This is a genomic window from Aerococcus loyolae, from assembly GCF_002871915.2.
Taxonomy (GTDB): Bacteria; Bacillota; Bacilli; order Lactobacillales; family Aerococcaceae; genus Aerococcus; species Aerococcus loyolae.
Genome location: NZ_CP126958.1, coordinates 232,498 through 252,132 on the forward strand (window position 1 = coordinate 232,498; position 19,635 = coordinate 252,132).

Genomic DNA, 19,635 nt, shown 5'->3' on the forward strand with positions numbered 1-19,635 from the left:
TCTGCGCTTGGAGCAGATTTGAATAGAGTGCGACAAGCGCACCAGCAGGCAAGAAGCACAGGGCAGAGTGAACTGCCAGAAAAGGAGTCAAATTAGATGATTAATCGCTATACCCGTCCAGAAATGGGACAATTGTGGTCGGATGAAAACAAGTACCAATCGTGGTTGGAAGTAGAAATTTTAGCTGTTGAAGCTTGGGCCGAATTAGGAGAGATTCCCCAAGAGGATGCCCAAGCGATTCGTCAGCGGGCCAAGTTCGATGTCAACCGTATTTTAGCCATTGAAGCTGAGACCAAGCATGATGTGGTGGCTTTTACCCGCTGTGTTTCGGAGTCATTGGGCGAGGAGAAGAAGTGGGTCCATTATGGTCTGACCTCGACCGATGTGGTGGATACGGCTTACGGCTACCAATTAAAGCAAGTGAATGACCTCCTCCGCCAAGACTTAGACGATTTCTTAGCGATTCTTAAAAAACAAGCCCTCAAATATAAAAACACCCTCTGCATGGGGCGGACTCATGGGGTTCATGCGGAGCCGACTACTTTTGGTTTAAAAGTGGCTCGTTGGTATAGTGAATTTAAGCGCCATCGTGAACGTTTTGAACATGCGGCTAAGGGCGTTGAAGCAGGAAAAATTTCCGGTGCAGTAGGGACTTTTGCCAACGTGCCTACCCAAGTGGAGGCCTATGTTTGTGAGCATTTAGGGATTCGTGCCCAAGAGATTTCGACCCAAGTTCTCCCGCGTGACTTACATGCAGAATATATTTCAGTCTTAGCCTTAATTGCTACCGGAGTGGAAAATATGGCGACTGAAATCCGCCACTTACAAAAGTCCGAGGTCAGGGAAGTGGAAGAATACTTTGCTGCGGGGCAAAAGGGTTCTAGCGCCATGCCCCATAAGCGTAACCCGATCGGTAGTGAGAATGTTACTGGACTAGCCCGAGTGATTCGAGGGCATGTAGTGACTGCTATGGAAGATGTCAGTCTCTGGCATGAACGGGATATTTCCCATTCATCAGCCGAGCGGATTATTTTACCAGATACCACCATCTTAGTGGACTATATCCTTCATCGCTTCGGTAATATTCTAGCTAATCTGACGGTCTTTCCAGAAAACATGAAGCGGAATATGCAGGCTACCCATAATTTGATTTTCTCCCAACGGGTCCTATTAAAATTAATCGATGCAGGACTTTCTAGGGAGGCAGCTTATGATTTAGTCCAACCCCTCACCGCTAAATCATGGGACCAAGGCCTTGATTTTAAAGACTTAGTCGAAAATAATGCGGAAATTCGCCAGTCTCTTGACCAAGCAGCCATTGATGATGCCTTTGATCCGGCTTATCACTTGCGCCGGGTGGATGAAATTTATGCACGTTTGGGATTAGCTTAGTTGGTTATTCTTAAATGATCGCTTTCTCCTTCTCCGCTTACCCTCTAATATGCTGTTGAAAACGTTTACTATTTATAAGCAATATGAGATGATAGGACTATATCAAATCTTAAATAGACATATTGGAGGTAGGCTTATGCATATTACAAAAGATCACTATGTGTTCTCTATGGACAAAAACCATGAACCCATTGCTAAGGTAGCTAGCGGCCAACGCTTACAGGTTGATGTTTGGGATTGCTTCAAGGGCAGTGTCCAGGATGAAAAGGACTTAATTTCTGGGATTGACTTTAATGAAATTAATCCAGCCACTGGTCCGATTTATGTGGAAGGCGCTCAACCAGGCAATGTGCTGAAAGTGACTATTCACAGCATTGATTTAGATCCCCAAGGAGCTATTATGACTTCTCCAGGGCTCAACAAATATTTCTCCAAGGAAATTACTGAAGAAGAGACCGCCATCTGTAAGGTCAGCGAAGACCAAAAGACCTTTGACTATTACGGAGCAACTTTCCCTGTTCATAAGATGATTGGTGTGATCGGGACAGCACCCAAGGACGAAGCGGTGGCTACCGGATTGCCTGACTTACATGGTGGCAATATGGATAACAATCAAATTACCGAAGGCTCTGTGGTTTACCTGCCTGTGGAGGTCGAAGGGGCGCTTCTGGCTTTAGGTGACATGCATGCAGCCATGGGCGATGGTGAGATTTGGGGCAGTGGTGTTGAGATCGGTGGCTCGGTTGACTTAACTGTAGAAGTTCTCGAGTCCTTCCCTTGTCCAACGCCTTTTGTGGAAACTGACCAAGCTTATTATTCTTATGGCGTTGGCGAAGACTTTGAAACGGCAGTTGTCCAAGCTAATGACCGGATGGCAGAATTTATCATGGCTCAAACCGGCTTATCCTATAATAAAGTTGGCATGTTCATGACCTTTGCCGCTCATTTAGAATCTTGTCAGATTGTTAATCCCAATATTTCCATGCGCGTTCGGGTTGACAAGACCAGTTATGAAAAATTAAAAGATGTTAAAGAGTAAGCCTAAGTAAAAAAGGAGTCGCAGTGAGCGACTCCTTTTTAATTTGGCCTTCTTTAAGCATTTTCAAAAGTACCGTATTTAATGATTTCTTTGTTTTTAATCATTATTTCTGACATGGCAATCACGGTATCGATTGCTAAACTTTCTTCATCTAAGAGCAGGATATCCGCATCTCTTCCTACTTCTAACCGACCCTTGTGGTCAAGTTTTAGGATACGGGCAACGTTAGAGGTGACTGCGGGGAGGGCTTTTTCAAGGGCGATATTTTCTCTTTGAACCGCCTCTTGAATACCGATCAAGAGCGACTTAGCACTGCCCACACCAATACGGAGGAAGTTGCCCTCTTCATCGAAGCGAGGCAGACTTCCCTGTCCATCAGAACTCATGGTAATGCAGGATTCATCTAAGCCTTGGTCGAGGACCTGCTTGAGAACGGTTCTAAAAGGAATTTCCCCATCTTTTTCATAGGTCATATCGGGGTCTTCACTACCGGTAATATCGAAAGTCCCGCCGCGTTTGGCAAAGGCAATGGCTTCGTCAACCAGTTCCTGGCTCCGACCACAGTGGGTCGGCAGGAAGGTGGTGACCGGAATATCGGTTTCATCTAAGGCCTTAAAGAGGAATTCTAAGCGCCCCTTGTTGGGGCCCACGTGGCAGTTGACCACACCGGCCTTACCCGCTAGTAAACCCCCAGTCCGGGTATCGGCTGCGGCATGGGCAAATTGTTCAAAGGTAGGCGCTCCATTGCGGTGGTCGGAAATAGCAATTTCACCAATGCCAATCACTTTGTCAATGGCCATAATGTCTTTGATGATGGATCCGGTGAGGGTGGTTGCTGGGAGGCGGTAGTTCCCTACGTAGATATAGGTAGAGATGCCCTCTGCTTCTAAACCCCGGGCCTTAGCTAATAGGGCCATTTCATCGCGAGCGACCCCATCAGTTCCTAATAAGCCACAAGCGGTAGTTACCCCAGCTGTGGTTAGTTGGCTTAACTGGACTTCGGGTGTCCGATTTTGAAAACCATTCTCACCCCCGCCACCGAGGAGATGGAAGTGGCTATCAATGAAACCAGGGGTAGCGATTTTATCTTGACCGTCGATTACTTCAATGTCGACTGCATTACTATCAATAGTGATGTGGTCCTCAATGGCAATAATTTTGGAACTGTCCATTAAGATATCTTTAACCCCTAATTTTTCAGGGGCGTAAACAGTGACTTGTTTGATTAATTTCATACTTTCCCAACTTTCTAACTGTAACCGATACTAATGGCAATAATAATGGCAATGCTTCCTAAAACAAAGAGGAAACCCTGCATTTTAATTTGGAACTTAGCCCAATCAGCCCAATCGATCCGAGCCACTGCCAAGCAACCCACCAGGCTGGCAGAAACTGGGGTGAAGGCGTCCACAAAACCGGAGCCCAATTGGAAGGCCAAGACGGCAACTTGACGACTGACTCCGATAATATCCGCCAGTGGGGCCATAATCGGCATGGTGAGGGCGGCTTGACCAGAGTTGGAGGTCACCACTAGGTTGAAAAGTGATTGGAAGATGTACATGAACCAGGCACCCAGAACGTTAGGAATACCAGAGAGAAGGTTACCGACACCATAGAGAATGGTATTTAAGGCAGAGAAGGTCCCCGCGTCTGATCCTCCTAAGACCAGTAAGATCCCCTTGGCCATCCCTACCACTACAGCGGTAGGTGCCAGATCAGAGACCCCATCTTTAAAGGCGAAGGCAATGTCGTTAACAGTCATGTCATCAATTCTAAAGATGAGGGCGGTAATTCCTGACACTAAGCCCATAACAAAGAATTGGGAAGCTAATTCAGGAATAGAAAAACCTTGGCTCATCACACCCCAAACAATCCATACCAGGCCCAGTAACATTTCTAATAGGATAAGCTTGTGGCCCAGGGTAAATTCATGGCTGACGTCCTCTTGCTTGGCTAAATCGGTCCGGAAGTAGGCGTCTGATTCATAAGAGGCTGATAATTGTGGAGCCTTACGAATCCGCTTCGCGTAGATCATGGTAAAGCCACAGGAGAGGGTGGTAATAATTACCCACATGACAATCCGGAAGCCAGCCCCTGATAAGGCCGGTAGCCCCGCGATCCCTTGGGCAATAGCAATGGAGAAGGGACTCATCCAGGAACAAGCGTTACCAATCTGTGAAGCAGCAAAGGTAACAGTCACGGCCGTGATGGAGTCATAGCCTAGGGCAATCATAAAGGGAGCAATAATCATCACAAAGGGAATGACCTGTTCAGAGGCCCCAAAGGTTGCTCCGGCAAAGGAAAAGAGGAAGAAGAGTAGGGGAATGGCTAAGTGCTCCATCCCTTTGGCGCTATTGACAAAGGCATAAATCCCGGCATCAATAGCTCCGGTCCGCATAATAATTCCAAAAGAACCCCCAACGACTAAGAGGAGGGCCACAATCCCAATGGCGGAACCATAGCGGTCGCCAGTGACAATCCCTTCAAAGATATAGTTTAACACCCCAAAGCCATAGTGGTCCTGGGTTCCCCATAGGCCAGCGGTTTTATTTAAGTTTTTACTGGTGTCGTAGATACTATCTCCATACATGGCATAGAGTTCAGATTCTTCTAAGTCGATTTCTTCTAGTTCTCCCAGGGTCAAGGGTTCTGACTTTTCTAGAAGCTTGGATAAATCCTCCTGGTCAACTTCTAGCTCTTGCAATTTAGCGGGTTCTTGGACCAGGTCTTCCAAGTTGTCCCTTAAAACATCCTCCTTTAAGGGATGCATGTAACGGAAGGAATCTTGTTGGAGAACGGTCCGGGTTTGGGTTTCCCCGTTGGCTCCTTCATATTCCAAAACTTCGGTGGTATATTTACCAGCCGGAACGATGAATGTTAGTAACCAGGCCACGAGAACAATACCAAAAATAATGACGTAAGTGTGTGGCGTCTGGAAACGCTGTTTTTTCTCAGCGGTTTCATTCATTTTTCTCACTCCTTATTTTATATTTATAAGGTTATTGTACCATGATAGCGCTTTAGGTGATATGTCTGAAAATGAAATTCCTTTTAATTAATGAATAAGTTCATTATGTCATTTCTTCTTGCTTGAGTCTCTTGGGATTTTTTTAGATAATAAGAACGAGGTGATGATTATGGAGAACTATCGGAATTTTATCAATGGAGAATGGATAGCATCGTCAAGCCAAGAATTAATGCCAGTCATTAATCCGGCGACAGAAGAAGTCATCAATCATGTTCAAAAAAGTAATCAAGAGGATGTTGACCAAGCAGTGGCCGCGGCTAAGGCAGCTTTTCCAGCCTGGAATGCCTTAAGTGTGGACCAACGTTTAGCCTATTTGGAGAAAGTTTATGATGGTTTGAAGAAATATGCCGATCTCTTAGTTAAGACCACGGTATTAGAGTTAGGGGCCTCGGTCAATTTTGCTAAGGATAATCATATTCCTATGGCCATCAAAGAGATGCGTGAATATATGGATTCGGCCAAAGATTTTGACTTTGAAGAAGAAATCGATGGAGCGCGGGTTATTAAGGAAGGTTTCGGCGTGGTAGCTTGCATCACCCCTTGGAATTACCCCCTCAATCAAATCCAGCGTAAGGTCACCCCAGCCCTCATTGCCGGAAATACAGTAGTGGTTAAACCGGCTTCCAATACGCCCTTGACCGCCTTGGTCTATGCCAAAGTTTTTGAGGAAGCTGATCTTCCTCATGGCGTCTTTAACTTAGTCACTGGTTCCGGCAGCGAAGTCGGTGACTACCTGGCGGGGCACCCTGATGTGGCCGTGATTTCCTTTACGGGGTCTACTGAAGTCGGCCGCGGTCTCTATGAAAAGGCTGCACCTAACATTAAGAAATTAATTCTTGAATTAGGTGGCAAGTCGGTCATGCTCTACTTAGCCGGTGGGGATAAGGACTTAGCAGTTAAAAAGTCCATGGATTCGATTTTAAACAACCAGGGTCAAACCTGTTCCGCCTTTACTCGCTTATTAGTGCCTGAAGCTGAACTGGAAGAATTTAAGAAATTGATTGAATCTTATTATCAAGACCATGTCCATATTGGGATGCCTGGCGAAACAGAGACTATGGTAGGGCCGATGGTATCGGCTCAACAAAAAGAAACCGTCCTTGACTATATTCAAAAAGGAATTGACGAAGGCGCTGAGCTCTTTTTAGGTGGTCAAGATATTGATCATAGTGGTTTCTATGTCCAACCTACAGTCTTTACCCAGGTAGATAATCAAATGACCATTGCCCAAGAAGAAATTTTTGGCCCTGTCCTATGTGTATTGACCTATAAGGATGAAGAAGAGGCTCTTGCTATTGCTAATGACTCGGCTTATGGTCTATCCGGTTATGTGGTTGGGCCTAAGGAGAAAGCAGTGGCCATGGCTGAACAATTGCGGACAGGGAATGTCTTCGTTAACCATGCTTCTGGGTCTTCTAGGGCGCCATTTGGTGGTTATAAAGAATCCGGTCTCGGTCGGGAAAAAGGTCCCTACGGAATTGCTGACTACTTAGAAATTAAGACGATCTTCGTCTAAGGGCTTGCTTATTTTCCCCATTAGGGCTAAAATTTAAGAAAAAATAAAAATAAAGATTGACAATAAATAAATGTCCTTTATAATAACATTAATTTATGAAATCGATGAAGCAAATAAGTAATTAACTCACTCCTGCAAAGCGAGGAACGTTTGGTGTAAGGTTCCCAGGATGACTAATGAAACGTCTTGCTGAGATAGTTAGTCGAAGTTTTGAGATTAACTCGCAGATGTCTGCGTTACCAAACAGAGTTGTCAATAGTTAGTAAGCTATTCGCAAATTAGAGTGGTACCGTGGAAGAAGTCCGCCTCTTAGGAGGTGGGCTTTTTTTGTTGTTTATGAGCCATTCATTGATTGAAGTGATGTTTAGTTATTATAAAGGGAGGTATTTATATGTATCAATGCAAGAAAATGTTTAGTGCGCTGTGTTTGTTTGCTTTGACTCTTTTAATCTTACTTAGTCCAAGCAGTGTTTACGCAGAGGAAAACGAGGGTAAGCAAGTTGCCCAAGACGATCAACTACTTCAGGAAATTAAGGACCGCGGCGTACTTCGCTTTGGTACAGCGAGTGGCTATGCTCCCTTTGAGTTTACCGTCTTAGAAAATGGTCAAAACCGCCTAGTAGGGACGGACGTTTTCCTCGCCCAACAAATCGCTGATGATTTAGGGGTGAAATTAGAAGTTGTTGATATGGAATTTGGCTCTCTTATTCCAGCCATGGAAACCGGGTCTGTTGATATGATTATTTCTGGGATGTCCTATACCGAAGAGCGGGATAAGAAAGTCGATTTCTCTGATGTCTACCAGTCCGACCAGCAATATTTTGTGATTAGAAAGCAAGACCAAGATAAAATTAAAGATGTTTCTTACTTTGATCAAGGAGGCAAGATTGGGGTTTCCGATAACACCCTCCAAGATACCTTGGTGACCGAACGGGTTACCAGTGCTGAAAAGGTAGCCATGCGGAAGTCGGCTGATGCGGTCGCTGCCTTAATGGCTAACCAGGTGGATGCCGTACTCCTCGATGAGTCGGTAGCCAAGGCCTTTGCTGCTGAACATGGGGAACTGTTAGCTATTCCTTCTGGTTTAGATGTGAGTTCTGACGGTAAGTCGGTGGCTATCCCTAATAACCAGCCCACCTTCTTAGCAGAAATTAATAAAACGGTGAATGCCTGTGTGGAATCGGGACAAATGGATCAATGGATGGAAGAATCCTATGACTTGATCCGGCAAAGTCAAAAGTCGAACTGGTTGAGCTACTGGCCCTACTTCTATGATGGAATCAAAGTCACCCTGTTGATTTCAGTAGTGGCCGTTTTAGCTGGGATTATTTTGGGCTTGATCATCGTCTTGATGAGAATTTCAAACTTACCTGTCCTACCTCAACTGGCCAGCGCCTATGTTGAGTTTGTCCGGGGAACCCCTTTAATGGTCCAAGTTCTCTTTGTTTTCCTGAGTATCGGAGCCTTGTTCTCCTTATCTTCCCTACTATCAGGGATTATCGCAGTTTCCCTAAACGCTGCGGCCTATATTTCAGAAATATTTAGGGGCGGGATTCTTTCCGTCGACCGGGGGCAAGTAGAAGCTGCTCGTTCCTTGGGGCTCAATTACTGGACCACCATGAAGAAGGTTGTCTTCCCGCAATCCTTACGTCCTGTTTGGCCATCCTTAGTGAATGAAGCAGCCACCCTGATTAAGGATTCCTCCATTGTTTCTACTATTGGGGTAGCGGAATTAACCTTCCAAACCCGGGCGGTTACCAGCTTAACCTATCAGGGAACCATTCCTCTATTTATCTCGATGTGTTGTTACTTTGTCCTTACTTTTGTGACTTCGATGGCTTTACGTTTATATGAGAATAAGATGCAAGCGAAAGTATAAAGTCGGCGAGGAACACTTGAATACAAAAAATCTAGAAAAGGTTGTGTTAAAATGGCACTTTGGTCGAATACTTATCATCAAGCCATGGCTGAGTCAGCCTACCAGTTAAATCAATCCTTGGCTATTGATTTGCGGTTGCTTCCTGCAGATCTTGAGGCTAGCCAAGCCCATGCCAAAATGTTAGGTCAACAAGGGATTATCGCTAAAGAAGAAGCGGAGGCTTTAGTAGCGAGCCTAGGGGATATGCAAAAAGAATATGCCCAGGGAAAACTCACGATTGATCCTGCTTCAGAAGATATCCATAGTTTTATTGAAAGTGAACTCACCAAACGCTTAGGTGATATCGGTAAAAAAGTCCATACTGGACGGAGCCGTAATGACCAAGTCGCCACGGCCATGAAAATCTATGCGCGCACAGCGGCTGACGAATTATTAGATCAATTGGACCAAGTGGTAGAGGCCTTTTGCCAGGAAGCAGGCCAACACCTAGAAACCATCATGCCTGGCTACACCCACTTGCAAAGAGCCCAAGCGGTTACTTATGGTCATTACTTGATGGCCTATGTGGAAATGTTTATGCGTGACTACGAGCGTTTGATGGATGCTCAAAAACGGATTAATCATTCCATGCCTCTAGGGGCAGGCGCCTTAGCTACAACCACTTTTCCCTTGGACCGGCAATTAACCACTGAGCTATTAGCTTTTGATGCTTACGCCGGTAATAGTATCGATGCGGTTTCCGACCGGGACTATAGTATTGAACTACTGAGTGCCTTGGCCTTGATTAGTATGCACCTGAGCCGGTATAGTGAAGAAATGATCTTATGGGCCAGCCAAGAGTTCCAATTGATTGTAGTGGATGACCGCTTTTCTACGGGGTCATCGATTATGCCTCAGAAGAAGAACTTGGATATCCATGAATTAATGCGGGGCAAGGCTGGCCGGGTCTATGGCGACTTGATGGCGGTCTTAACCATCATGAAGGGCATACCGCTTGCCTATGATAAGGATTTACAAGAAGAAAAGGAAAGGCTCTTCGATGCCATTGATACAGTCCAAGCCTTACTTAACTTACTGCCAGCTATCTTGGATGCCACCCATCCTCAGGTGGAAAACATGTACCAAGCCGCGGGTAAAGGTTATTTAAATGCCACTGACTGTGCCGACTACCTGAGCGCTAAGGGCTTACCCTTCCGTGATGCTTATCGCCAAGTTGGAGATATTTTAAAGTATTGTCATGAAACGGATAAAACTTTAGAGGAACTCTCCTTAGAGGAATACCAGTCCTTTAATGACTTATTTGAAGCTGATATCTACCAGGCCATTGACTTGAAACATGGGGTCTATGCCCGTCAGGTGGCTGGTGGACCAGCTCCAGACCAGGTCAAAGAACATATTGCTCAAGTGAAAGAACGTCTGAAAAACTATCAAAATAAGAGAAAAGAAGGGAAGAATGAAAAATGTCATTGATGAAGAAATTGAGTCATTGCTTTTTAGCAGTTTTACTGATGCTAACGACCCTATCCGGTCTCTTAGCCCCACAAGTCTATGGTGAGGAAGGCCAGGGCCAGGCCCCTAGTGAGAATTCACTCCTCCAAAGCATAAAAGACCGTGGTGAACTTCGAATGGGGGTTAGCCCGGACTATCCACCTTTTGAATTTATTACCATGAAAGACGGCCAACAAACCGTGGCCGGAGCTGATATTGAATTAGGGCAAAAAATTGCCGATGACCTCGGGGTTAAATTAAATGTTGTGACCATGGAATTCTCTAGTCTCCTATCTTCCATGGAAGCGGGGAATATCGATATTATCATTTCTGGGATGGGTTATACTGAAGAAAGAGCCAAGTCGGTTGACTTCTCTGATGGTTACCAAAATGATGAACAAGCCATTATTATCCGTAAAGACGATGCCGAAAAGATCCATGATAAAGATTCCTTCACCCCAGATATGACGGTAGGTTACCAACAAGGATCGATTCAAGAAGGCTTAGCCAATGAACAAATGGCTCATGTGGGTAAGCACGCTATGCAACAACTCCCTGATTTAATCTCTGCCTTACTGACGGGGCAAATTGATGGGGTTATTATCGACTCTGGTGTGGGTGGTGCCCACGTTCGGGCCCATGAAGATGCCCTAGAAATGATCAATGGCCACTTTAAATTAGAAGACGATAACTCTAAACGGGTAGTTATGCCCAAAAACCAACCTGACCTACAAGCAGCTATCAACCAAAGTGTCCAAGAGGTCAAAGACCAAGGTTTGATGGACCAATGGCTAGATGAATCTTATGATTTGATTATTAGTGAAGGCCAAGAACAAGCTGAACAAGGGGTTGACTGGTTATCCTATTGGCCTTATTACTGGAACGGAATTAAAATGACCTTGCTGATTTCAGCGGTCAGTGTGGTCTTTGGTTTAACCTTAGGGGCTATCTTAGCTGTTATGCGTCTGACTGAGAACAAAATTTTATCCGGTATTGCTATGGCCTATGTTGAATTCATTCGGGGGACGCCTTTAATGATCCAAGTCCTCTTCATGTTCTTAGGAATCGGTGGATTATTTAACGTTCCTGCCTTGCTTTCAGCCTTGATTGCGGTGTCCTTAAACTCGGGGGCTTATATTAGTGAGATTATCCGTGGGGGGATCCAAGCGGTTGATAAGGGGCAAACTGAAGCCGCACGTTCTCTTGGTTTAGACCGTTTGACTACCCTGAAGAAGGTTATCTTCCCACAATCCCTACGGTCAATCTGGCCAGCCTTGGGGAATGAATTTGTGACCTTGATTAAGGAGTCATCTATTGTATCGACTATCGGTATTGCTGAATTAACCTTCCAAACCCGGGCGGTTACCAGCATTACCTATCAAGGGATTATTCCCTTGTTGATTTCTATGGTGATTTACTTTATTCTGACCTTTACCTTAACCAAGGTCTTAAACCGTTGGGAAAAACAAATGAATGCCAAATATGCTTAGATTTGATGAATAATATCTATGTGAAAAAGCCACTTACTGCTTCCTTGAAGGGAAGGGTAAGTGGCTTTTTATGATGCTAATGTTTTAGTAGCCTTTCTTTTTATCTAGGCGGTTGACGTTTGGATAGTTACCGCTTAGGTAATCCTGGTAGTTTTGGTAGAAAATCTTAAAAATATCATCACGGAAGTGTTCTACCCGTCCAGAGGCATGGGGTGTGATCAAGAGGTTTTTAGTCTGCCAAAGGGGATTGTCTTCCTCTAAGGGTTCCTCTTGAAAGACATCCAGATAGGCTCCGGCGATCTTTTCTTCTTCCAAGGCGGCTTGGAGGTCAGCCTCTACGACAGCATTGCCACGGCCGACGTTGATGAAATAGCTATTGGTTTTCATCTGCTTAAAGAAGTGCTGGTTAAAGATATTTTCAGTCTCTGCTGTTGCCGGAAGGGTATTAATAATGATATCCATTTCGCCAAGTCGCTCGGTCACACTGCTTTGGGTGTAGGTGTTTTGGAAATGTTCCACCGGCCTTCCTGAGGTATTGACTCCGTAGCAGCTTAAGCCAAAAGCCTGGCCAATTCGGGCAATTTCACTGGCTAAATGGCCAGTCCCGTAAAGGAGTGCCTTTTTACCTGCCAGATTCTTCACATGCTCATAACGGTGCCAGTTGTTTTCTTCTTGCTGGTCATGGTAGATAAAGAGTTGGTGGAAACCCCCTAAGAGATAACCATAAATACTCTCAGCAATGGAAGGGGCATGGATTCCTGAGACGGTCGTCACCGTTACTCTGGGATCAGCCATAACTTCCTGGGGCAAGTAGTCAGCTCCAGCAGTATCTAATTGAAGCCAGGCTAAGCGGCGGTCCTTTTCTTGATAGATAGCGGCTAGGGTATCTAAGTCGCTACCGAAAAAGATTTCGATTTGGGCGTAGTCGCTTGCTTGAAGTTGGTTTTTGTCTTTAATTTGATAGCGGTCACTCAGCTCTGCTAGTTGCTCACGGGCTTGGTCCTTATATTTGGCAGCTAGGTAGAGGATGGGTTTAGGCATCCGCCTCACCGCTTAATTGACTAGCGGCTGCTTGGTCCAGAATGACAACCACGTTAGGGTGTTTTTGCAGGGCACTAGCTGGGACTTCTTCAGTCACTGGGCCTTCCACCATGGCTTTAACAGCAGCTGCTTTTTCTTCACCAAAGGCTAAGAGCAAGATGTTTTTGCTGTTTAAAATGGAACCGATCCCCATACTATAAGCCGTGGTTGGAACATCGCTAGGAGAGTCAAAGAGACGGCTGTTAGCCTCGATAGTTGATTCCGTTAGTTCAATTTTACGGGTCTTACTGGTGAAGGAAGAACCAGGTTCGTTAAAACCAATATGACCGTTGCGTCCAATACCGAGTAATTGTAGGTCAATAGGATGTTCTTGGAGCAAGTTTTCAAATTGTGAACATTCTTCTTCTTCGTTAGGGTTGGCCCCATTTAAGAGATAGTTATGTTTGAAGGGTTTTTCGTTGAAGAGATGTTTGTGCATAAAGTAATTATAGCTTTGTGGGTGGCTGGCTTCTAAACCAACATATTCATCCAAGTTAAAGGAAAGACTGTCGGTAAAGTCTAAGTCTGAAGCAACGATTTCTTGGTAGAGTTTTTCTGGTGTCGAACCGGTAGCTAGGCCTAAGACTTTAGGCCCGTCAGCTAAGGCTTCTTTGTAGTAATTTAAAGCGGCTTGGCTGGCTGTTTCGATGTCATCATAAATATAAACTTTCATTTTTGTACCTCCATAAAAGATATAAGTTGATAAAAATCTTATCACTAGTTTAACACGGATAGGAAAATAAATCTGTGGCAAAAGGAGATTTTGAAAGTAGAACCGGTACTTTAACAAAAAAATCACAAAGTTGAATAGGTGGAAAAGGGGGGGAGAAAGGATTAAAGTGTCTTGGCATAAATTTTGGCAGAGGACACTTTGCCAAAACTAGCCGGCAAATCCATTGAAAGCGTATACAGATATTCTGTACAATAATGGTGTAAATACATATTACAGTGATTCAATGAAGGAGGAAATATTATGGAACAGTCACAAGCCAAGTCTTCCGGCTTGAAGGCAGGTATCCAAAAATTGGGACGCCATCTCTCTAGCATGGTCATGCCTAATATCGGTGCCTTTATAGCCTGGGGGATTTTTGCTGCGCTCTTCATTCCAACGGGTTACCTACCTAATGAAAGCTTAAATGCTGTTGGTGGAGCCATGCAACGTTATCTCTTGCCATTATTAATTGCTTATTCTGGTGGTGCCCTGGTCTACCAACAACGGGGAGCTGTTGTTGCAACCATTGCCACGATGGGAGTTATCGGTGGTGCGCCACCCGAAACACCAATGTTTATTGGTGCCATGGCCATGGGGCCTTTTGCAGGTTGGGTCATTAAGAAATTTGACCAAGCCTTCCAAGAAAAAATCCCTTCTGGTTTTGAAATGTTAGTCAATAACTTTTCCAGTGGGATTCTGGGCTTCTTCTTAGCCTTACTCGGTTTCTTTGCAGTTGGACCACTGGTGAGTTGGGGAACTGAATGGATGGAAATTGGCGTCAATAAGATCATGGAACTAGGTTTCTTACCTTTGGCCAATGTCTTGATTGAGCCCGCTAAGATCCTCTTCCTAAACAATGCTATCAACCACGGGATCTTAACCCCACTAGGTTCAGCCCAAGTTGCTGAAGTGGGTAAATCGGTCCTCTATCTCTTAGAAGCCAACCCTGGCCCTGGTCTGGGAGTTTTACTAGCCTTTGCTATTTTTGGTAAGGGTAGCGCTAAATCTTCCAGTTGGGGAGCTATGATCATCCACTTCCTTGGTGGGATTCATGAGATTTACTTCCCTTATGTGATGACCAAGCCTCTCTTAATCTTAGCGGTTATCGCTGGTGGGGTAACGGGGACCTTTGTTAACGTCCTCCTCAATGTTGGTTTAACTGGACCTGCTTCTCCAGGCTCCATTTTTGCTATTTTCGGGGTAACTGCTCGTGGAGACCATCTACCCATGCTCCTAGCTGTTGCTGCTGCTGCTGCGGTATCCTTTGCGGTTGCTGCTTTAATCCTAAAAACCGATCGTTCCCAAGAAGACAACTTTGCAAAACAACAAGCGGCTGTTTCTCAAGCCAAGGCTGAATCTAAAGGTCAAAGTGCTGATGTTGAAGCGACTTCAGATGAAGTTCCAGACGTTAACCAAATCGACCGGATTATCTTTGCCTGTGATGCTGGGATGGGGTCAAGTGCCATGGGGGCTTCCCTATTAAGGAAGAAAGCCAAACAATTAGGCTTGACGCAACCCGTGACCAACTCAGCCATTAATAATCTGAGTGACGATGCGAAGACCTTAGTCATCACCCAACAAGAATTAACCCCTCAAGCCCGTAAAAAAGCTCCATCATCCACCCATATTTCGGTGAACAACTTTATGGATTCTGACCGCTATGATGAAATTTTAGCGGATATGTTAGATGAAGATGTAGAAACGGTTGAAGCTGAAGTATCTGATGGTTCTAGCGAGTCCGCTAAAAAAGACTCTAGTCAAGCGCAAACATCAGACTATGCTGGCATTAACAAGGTCGTCTTTGCCTTCCAAGGACCTGGTGTTGGCGGCACGACGATTGCAGCGTCCATCTTTAGAAATCTCTTAGTCAAAAAAGCCCCTGATAAAAATATCCATGCCTCTGCTCAAGCACTGGATGAGATTAATGACCAAGACAATATCTTGGTGATCGTACAGAGTGATGACTATCAAACAGCCAAGGAACATTTCCAAAAGGCTAGAGTCATTCATTTTGACCGTTTGATTGATGAAGGAAATTACTATTCATTGATTCAATCCTTAGGGGAATAAGGCCTTTAGCCATCCTTTAATAAATAAGCGACTGAAGTCAGATAAAGTTTTCCATTAGCTCGTCTCATGGTGTACTATTAAGGCAAAGTAGCTTTTACAGAGAGGATTAGGCCATGTACTTTTCAGAACGAGAACGGGTCATATTACAGTGCTTTATGGAGCAAGGCGATGGCGTGAGCTTGGAAAGTTTAAAGATGACCTTACAAGTCAGCCAGCGTACAGTTTATCGGGAATTGAATAATTTAGCAGTTTCCTTGAACAAGTTTGGGATCGAAATCGGTCGTGACCGCAAGCAGGGTTACTTCTTACGCTATCCCAAGGATTTTACTGTTGAAGATTTAAAGGATATTTTAGGGCCAAAGCAAAGGCAAGCATCCTGGCCTTTCTTTGACCGGGAGATACGCCAGCAGCACCTGGCCTGCCAATTATTACTAGAAAATCCAGAATTGACCAGGCAAGGCCTGGCAGCGAATTATGGCGTCAGCCTAGCCACCATTCAAACTGACCTCAAGGCGGTTGGTGAGGCCCTATTGAATTATGACCTCCACCTCGTGCGTGATGATAAGAAGAATTATTTGGTTAGGGGGTGGGAAGCTGAACGCCGGCAAATGCTGAGTTCACTTTTAAGTCAAAATATTGACGAATATACCTTCTTCCATCCTAACCGCCAAGGCGGACAAAACAGTCAAGCCTTCATGGCTTTACTAGAGGGAGAAGACTTGGAATTAGTTCAGCAAATCTTTAATCGTTTAAATCCAACGACCTTTGCTAAGGTGACGGATAACCAGTTGAAGCTGATCATGCTCCAAGTTACGGTTACTATTATTCGCTTAAAGTCGGGCCAGCATTTAGAAGACGGGGGGCAAGAAAAAAGTAAGCACTTAGCCCTTTCCCAACCTGGGAAAACCGAACAACATTTAGCCCAGCAAATTATGGCTTGGTTATCGGATGCTTTAGCCTTACCGATTGGTATTAATGAACGGAATTTCTTGGCCCAGCAGTTAGAAGGGGTCAATTACAAGCCGCTTGAACACTTGCTGATTGAAAATTATGATGGAACCTTTCTCTATCAGGTTTCCGAGCTTATCCAAGCTGTCAGTGAAAAAACAGCCAACGATTTCCGCACTGATTCAGCCCTTTACTATAATTTAGTCACCCATATCCAGGCGACCTTTAATCGGCCGGAAGTGAGTGAATTTCAAGAATCTCCCCATACCTTATTGGACCGGATTACTGACCAATATTTTGACCTTTACCAGGCAGTGGGGACGAGCTTTTCCCAAGCCTTCCCGGGTCAGAAGATTGGCCGTGATGAATTGGCCTATATTGTTATTCACTTTGCAACTTCCTTGGAACGTCACCCTCAAGGCCGCCAGCAAATTTCCTTGCTCTTGGTTTGCGCGAGTGGGATGGGAACGACAAAAATTCTGGAAAACCGTTTGAAAAAGTACATTAAACAAAATCTATTGATTGATGTGGTGAAATTATCAGCCTTAAATCAAGTCGCGCTAACTTCCTATGATATCGTCTTATCCACCCTGTTCTTACCAGGACTCAGCCGTCACTATCACTTGGTTTCCCCCTTGCTCTTAGATGACGAATTAAAGGCCTTAGAAATTGAAATTGAGCAAATCGCTCAAAATAAGGACCGGGTAGGATCTAACAATCGAACTGGGGAAGTAGGAAGCTTAGCGAGAAATAATCAGGAGCTCAGTTTAGAAAATTATTATCATAAGATCAAAGAGGCTTATCAAGTCTACCAAAACTTTCAAGTGATTAAGGTCAATAATACTGGAAAGGCTAAGCTTGATCTCAAAAGCTTACTTGATCAGCAAATAGGGCAACTTAGGGGCCAGCAAGTTGGCGATAGCCAGCAGGTCAGCGAGGCGGTCATGCGTCGGTTTGAAGAATCGGCTATCGGTATCCCACATTCAGGTATCGGACTCTTCCATACCAGTCATGCGGAAGTCTTTCAGCCTTACTTTGTGATTTATGACTTGGCGGAAGGTTACCCGATTTTGGGGATGGATCATCAAATGATGACGCTCAGACGCTTGTTATTGCTTTTAGCCCCTAACCCCTTAACCCCCTGGCTACAGGAAGTGATGGGAGCGATATCGAGTTCCGTGATTGAAAATGATGCTAATCTCTCCCTTTATGACCGAGGCGATGAAGGGCTCTTGAAACAGTTACTGAATAACATATTACTGGCTACTATAAAAAATATGGACAGTCTATAAAAAACAAAAATGATGTAGGAGTTTCCCTGGAGATAAAAGGAGTGAGGAAATGGAATTAAAAGAATCGATGATTCGTTTGAATCAATCCTTTATTAATAAAGAAGATGCCATTCGAGCAGCGGGGCAGTTGCTCGTTGATGACGGTGATGTGGAAGAAGAATATATTGATTCCATGTTAGCCCGTGAAGAAGTGGTTTCAACCCATATGGGGAATTTTATTGCCATTCCCCATGGCACCGATGAAGGTAAAGATAAAGTAAAAGCAACTGGTATTTCGGTGATCCAAGTGCCGTTCGGGGTCGATTTTGCCCCCGATGAGCCAGAAGAAAAAATGGCTATGATGGTTTTTGGTATTGCAGGGATTGGTAATGAACACTTGGATCTTTTATCCAAGATTGCAGTTGTATGTTCAGATATGGACAGTGTTGTACGCTTAGTCAATGCAACAAGTGCCCAAGAAATTATTGCTATTTTTGAGGAGGCAGAAGTTTAATGAAAGCTGTACATTTTGGCGCGGGGAATATCGGACGTGGTTTTATTGGTGAAGTATTAGTTGCCAATGGTTTTACCGTTGATTTTGTGGATGTGAATGAAACGATCGTGGATGCCTTGAACGAGCGGGGATCCTACCAAATTGGTTATGCGGCACCGGGAGAAGAAAAAATTGATATTTCTGGTGTAAAAGCTATTAATAATGGGAAAAATCCTGAAGCCGTGGTTCAAGCCATTCAGGAAGCAAATATTATTACCACCGCGATTGGCCCTAATATCCTTCCCTATATTGCTGAATTAATTGCCCTAGGCTTACAAGCACGTCGCCAAGCTGGGGTTAGCCAACCTATTGATGTCATTGCTTGTGAAAACATGATTGGGGGGACCGATTTCTTACACCAAGAAGTCGATAAGTACCTGACCGATCAAGATCAAGACTATGTTGATCGCTATGTTGGTTTTCCTAATGCAGCTGTCGACCGGATTGTCCCTGAGCAACACCATGAGGATGTCCTCTTTGTGAGTGTAGAACCCTTCAAAGAATGGGTGGTTGACCAAACCCAATCCAAGGCGAAGAACATTCGCTTAGACGGGGTCCTCTATGTGGATGACCTCGAACCTTACATTGAACGGAAGTTATTCTCGGTCAATACTGGCCATGCTTCCGTAGCTTATTCCGGAGCAGCTAAGGGCTATCAAACCATTGGCCAAGCCTTAGAAGATGAGGTCATTTTAGAACGTTTGAAAGCAGTCCTAAAAGAAACCAGCAGCTTGTTAATTGCCAAGTGGAACTTTAAGGAAGCGGATATGGCCGCCTACCGGAAAAAAATTGTTGAACGTTTCCAAAATCCAATGATTGTTGACCAAGTCAATCGGGTGGGTCGGACACCGATCCGTAAGTTGGGTTATAATGAACGCTTTATCCGTCCAATCCGTGAATTAAAGGAACAGGGCTTAGACTATAGCAATCTACTAGCAGTGGTTGGCCTAGCCTTTAACTTTGATAATCCCCAAGACGACCAAAGTGTAGCCTTACAAGAAAAATTACAAAAGCAAAGCCTAGAAGAAGTCATCCAAGATGTCACTGGCTTGAATGATACGGACTTAATTCATGAAATTAAAGCCGCAGTTGAAGCCGCTAAATAATTTCTGCAAAAACGTCAAACAAAAAGAGGTCAGGAAAAATATCCTGACCTCTTTTGTTTGAAC

Annotated in this window: 14 protein-coding genes and 1 other annotated feature; of the genes, 10 read left to right on the top strand and 4 right to left on the bottom strand. The window is 44.6% G+C overall.

Going from position 1 to position 19,635, the window contains the following annotated elements:
- Positions 1-96 precede the first annotated feature (96 nt).
- Together purB and CJ190_RS01065 are read left to right on the top strand one after the other, a co-directional pair.
- The gene (gene purB, locus CJ190_RS01060; protein ID WP_064293602.1) at positions 97-1,392 is read left to right on the top strand and encodes an adenylosuccinate lyase; all 1,296 of its coding nucleotides are present in this window, start codon (positions 97-99) and stop codon (positions 1,390-1,392) included.
- 136 nt (positions 1,393-1,528) lie between these two features.
- On the top strand, positions 1,529-2,431 hold the full coding sequence (locus tag CJ190_RS01065; protein WP_064293603.1) for an acetamidase/formamidase family protein: 903 nt from the start codon (positions 1,529-1,531) through the stop codon (positions 2,429-2,431).
- A 53-nt stretch (positions 2,432-2,484) separates the two neighbouring features.
- On the opposite strand, the gene iadA is transcribed toward CJ190_RS01065, so the two are convergent.
- Positions 2,485-3,666, bottom strand: a complete 1,182-nt coding sequence (iadA, locus tag CJ190_RS01070) for a beta-aspartyl-peptidase (protein ID WP_064293604.1) — start codon at positions 3,664-3,666, stop codon at positions 2,485-2,487.
- 14 nt (positions 3,667-3,680) lie between these two features.
- Positions 3,681-5,408 (bottom strand): putative basic amino acid antiporter YfcC, encoded by a 1,728-nt coding sequence (gene yfcC / locus CJ190_RS01075; RefSeq protein WP_064293605.1) that lies wholly within the window; start codon positions 5,406-5,408, stop codon positions 3,681-3,683.
- Positions 5,409-5,568: 160 nt separating this feature from the next.
- On the opposite strand from yfcC, the gene CJ190_RS01080 reads away from it, so the two are divergent.
- The 4 genes from CJ190_RS01080 to CJ190_RS01095 all read left to right on the top strand — a co-directional run bounded on the left by CJ190_RS01080 (position 5,569) and on the right by CJ190_RS01095 (position 11,832).
- Positions 5,569-6,975 (top strand): aldehyde dehydrogenase family protein, encoded by a 1,407-nt coding sequence (locus CJ190_RS01080; RefSeq protein WP_070598108.1) that lies wholly within the window; start codon positions 5,569-5,571, stop codon positions 6,973-6,975.
- Positions 6,976-7,070: 95 nt separating this feature from the next.
- Positions 7,071-7,288: a binding site (T-box leader), on the top strand.
- A 78-nt stretch (positions 7,289-7,366) separates the two neighbouring features.
- A complete protein-coding gene (locus tag CJ190_RS01085) occupies positions 7,367-8,854 on the top strand; it encodes an ABC transporter substrate-binding protein/permease (RefSeq protein WP_064293607.1) in 1,488 nt (495 codons plus the stop codon).
- A gap of 51 nt (positions 8,855-8,905) precedes the next feature.
- Positions 8,906-10,324, top strand: coding sequence for an argininosuccinate lyase (argH, locus tag CJ190_RS01090; protein ID WP_070598107.1), 1,419 nt, complete (start codon positions 8,906-8,908; stop codon positions 10,322-10,324).
- Complete coding sequence (locus CJ190_RS01095) at positions 10,315-11,832, top strand: ABC transporter substrate-binding protein/permease (RefSeq protein ID WP_064293609.1); 1,518 nt, start codon at positions 10,315-10,317, stop codon at positions 11,830-11,832. Before argH ends, CJ190_RS01095 begins: the two co-directional genes overlap by 10 nt.
- Before the next feature lie 84 nt (positions 11,833-11,916).
- Here CJ190_RS01095 and CJ190_RS01100 read toward each other — a convergent pair whose 3' ends face one another.
- Positions 11,917-12,873, bottom strand: a complete 957-nt coding sequence (locus tag CJ190_RS01100; protein WP_064293610.1) for an NAD(P)-dependent oxidoreductase — start codon at positions 12,871-12,873, stop codon at positions 11,917-11,919.
- Positions 12,866-13,585, bottom strand: a complete 720-nt coding sequence (nagB, locus tag CJ190_RS01105) for a glucosamine-6-phosphate deaminase (RefSeq protein ID WP_101562041.1) — start codon at positions 13,583-13,585, stop codon at positions 12,866-12,868. The genes CJ190_RS01100 and nagB overlap by 8 nt, the downstream gene beginning before the upstream one ends.
- Positions 13,586-13,885: 300 nt before the next feature.
- Between nagB and CJ190_RS01110 the strand changes: the two genes are divergently transcribed.
- The 4 genes from CJ190_RS01110 (at position 13,886) to CJ190_RS01125 (ending at position 19,572) form a co-directional block, all read left to right on the top strand.
- Positions 13,886-15,694, top strand: a complete 1,809-nt coding sequence (locus CJ190_RS01110) for a PTS mannitol transporter subunit IICBA (RefSeq protein ID WP_064293612.1) — start codon at positions 13,886-13,888, stop codon at positions 15,692-15,694.
- 113 nt (positions 15,695-15,807) lie between these two features.
- Positions 15,808-17,934 (top strand): helix-turn-helix domain-containing protein, encoded by a 2,127-nt coding sequence (locus CJ190_RS01115; RefSeq protein WP_064293613.1) that lies wholly within the window; start codon positions 15,808-15,810, stop codon positions 17,932-17,934.
- Positions 17,935-17,983: 49 nt separating this feature from the next.
- The gene (locus tag CJ190_RS01120; RefSeq protein WP_013669286.1) at positions 17,984-18,427 is read left to right on the top strand and encodes a PTS sugar transporter subunit IIA; all 444 of its coding nucleotides are present in this window, start codon (positions 17,984-17,986) and stop codon (positions 18,425-18,427) included.
- Positions 18,427-19,572, top strand: coding sequence for a mannitol-1-phosphate 5-dehydrogenase (locus CJ190_RS01125; RefSeq protein WP_064293615.1), 1,146 nt, complete (start codon positions 18,427-18,429; stop codon positions 19,570-19,572). The genes CJ190_RS01120 and CJ190_RS01125 overlap by 1 nt, the downstream gene beginning before the upstream one ends.
- The last annotated feature ends 63 nt before the right edge of the window (positions 19,573-19,635 follow it).